Below are 457 nucleotides of genomic sequence, written 5' to 3' on the forward strand. Positions count from 1 at the left end.
TAGTCCCCAAGGCTTCAGATGGAGCTAGTGTAAAGGCATCATCGAGTAATTCATTATCGAACTCAGAAAGTGGCACAATCTGCAATAAGGCCTTTGACCTTGCTTGCTTCACCTGCTCTGCAATTTTCTCTTTCGTCCCCTGTTGGGTAAAGGCAATTAAACCGGCAGTAATAATTGCGAACAAACCCAGCCCCCACGCAGACCGAAGTATCGACAAGCCCAGGGTGTCTATCGTTTCAGAAAGCGGTTCGCCCAGCTCTTCTCGTTCGTCAGTTGGATTAAGCTTATCAGTCATCTCTTAAGCCTCCTCTTTCTGCTTGGCGCCGCGTTTTGCCGACTCATAGCCATAAGTTCTTGGCTGCGTATAAACATCAATCAGGGGTGCTGCAAAATTCATCAATAGCACAGCGAAAGCAAAGGCATCAGGGTATGCACCATAAACGCGAATAATATAGGT

The 457-nt window shown here is 47.0% G+C and carries 1 protein-coding gene and 1 pseudogene; both read right to left on the reverse strand.

Features of this window, described 5'->3' with window-relative positions; all coding sequences use genetic code 11:
• A pseudogene (locus A3766_RS10145) lies at positions 1-295 on the reverse strand (hypothetical protein); the annotation flags it as partial.
• A gap of 3 nt (positions 296-298) precedes the next feature.
• Positions 299-457, reverse strand: a 159-nt coding sequence (locus tag A3766_RS28835; protein WP_197479506.1) for an RnfABCDGE type electron transport complex subunit D, incomplete at its 5' end; no start/stop codon positions are given.

The sequence above is a fragment of the Oleiphilus sp. HI0132 genome, assembly GCF_001635845.1.